At 61.6% G+C, this 1,414-nt stretch carries 2 protein-coding genes; both read left to right on the forward strand.

Annotated features, from left to right (window positions below; translation table 11 throughout):
* Window positions 1-1,084, forward strand: a 1,084-nt coding sequence (locus AC1DY5_RS55580; RefSeq protein ID WP_478122696.1) for an ATPase, T2SS/T4P/T4SS family, incomplete at its 5' end; no start/stop codon positions are given.
* Complete coding sequence (locus AC1DY5_RS55585; protein ID WP_478122697.1) at window positions 1,085-1,282, forward strand: hypothetical protein; 198 nt, start codon at window positions 1,085-1,087, stop codon at window positions 1,280-1,282.
* Window positions 1,283-1,414: the final 132 nt, after the last annotated feature.

Consider the following 1,414-nt stretch of genomic DNA (forward strand, 5'->3'; position numbering starts at 1 on the left):
GATCAATTCCGAGGGCGGCATGGTCGTGCTCGCCGGCGTGGTGGGCTCGGGCAAGTCGACCTCGCTGGTGCAGATGATCAACATGCTGCCGACCGACATCAAGATCCAGTCGTTCGAGGACCCGGTCGAGCTCGAGCTCAAGAACGCCTACCAGAAGACGATCACGCGCGACCTGGCACAGGCCGGCGATGACAAGTCCTTCCTGTCCGCGACCCGGGCGCTTTACCGTTCCGCTCTCGACGCGCTGTACCTCGGTGAGATCCGCGATCGCGAGACGGGCCTGGTCGCCCGCCAGGTGGTCGAGTCGGGCCACAGCGTCTATACGACGACCCACGCTCGCTCGAGTCTGGGTATCGCGGAACGCTTCGCCTCGCCGGCCATCGCCATCAACCGCGAAGTGCTCGCTACGCCCGGCATCCTGAAGCTGATGGTGTATCAGGCCCTCCTGCCGACCAATTGCCCGCACTGCGCTCTGGCCCCGAACGACTACGCCCACGCTTTTTCGCTCAGCGCGGACAAGCTCGATGAGCACAGCCGGTACTTCGACCGTCTCGAGCGCCTCTATGGCATCAACCGCGATGTCTATCGCCTGCGAAGCTCGCGCGGATGCAAGTTCTGCATCAAGGACGAGCTGCCCGAGCTGAACGGCTTTTCGGGCCGCACCGTGGTCAGCGAGATGGTCGAGCCCGACGAACAGATGCTCGAGTACATCGGCGCGGCCGACGGCGCCCTGAAACTCTACAAGTACTGGCGCTCGATGGCATCCGACCGATTCGACGACGACAACCTGGTCGGCAAGAACACGATGGAATGCGCAATCTACAAGGCCGTTCGCGGCACGACGGAGGACGGCGAGTTCGTCGGCCTGATCGACCCCCGCGAGATCGAGCCTCGCTTCATGAGCTTCGAGACGGTGGAAAGCCGCCGCGACCATGAGCGTGCCGTCGCCGTGCGCCGAAACACGAGCCACATCGCCGTGCCCGAGAACTTCGTGGCCGAGGCGCCGTCGGCTGCATTGCTCTTGCGCACGCCGTCGGCCGCTGTTGTCCCGCTTCACGCTACAGCGGTCGCAAGGGAGGTGTAAATGAGCGTCAAGGTTCCATTCGCCATCCGCCAAGCGGCCGCGAAGTTCCGCCGCCAGCGCGCGGACTACTACACGTTCATCGCCGACAAGCTCGACGGTGGCAAAGGCGACATCAAGCTCCTCGTCATCTTCGAAAAGGATGCCGATCGCTACGGTTCGACCGCACGCGCCAAGCTCTCCGCCTATTCCGAACTTTGAAGCATTGATCAGGCCGTAACCCAGCATTGGCGCGGGTTTCGGCCTTTTTCTTGTGTCAATTTGTAGCCATGTAAATTGTTCATTATTCTGTTGAATTAGCTCTGTATTGGTTCTATAAACGAAGTCATGTAC

The sequence above is a fragment of the Variovorax sp. P4_D9 genome (assembly GCF_056401695.1).

Excerpts from the sequence above, each read along its gene's own strand:
- AC1DY5_RS55585 (WP_478122697.1), top strand. The coding sequence starts at position 1,085 with ATGAGCGTCAAGGTTCCATTCGCCATCCGCCAAGCGGCCGCGAAGTTC.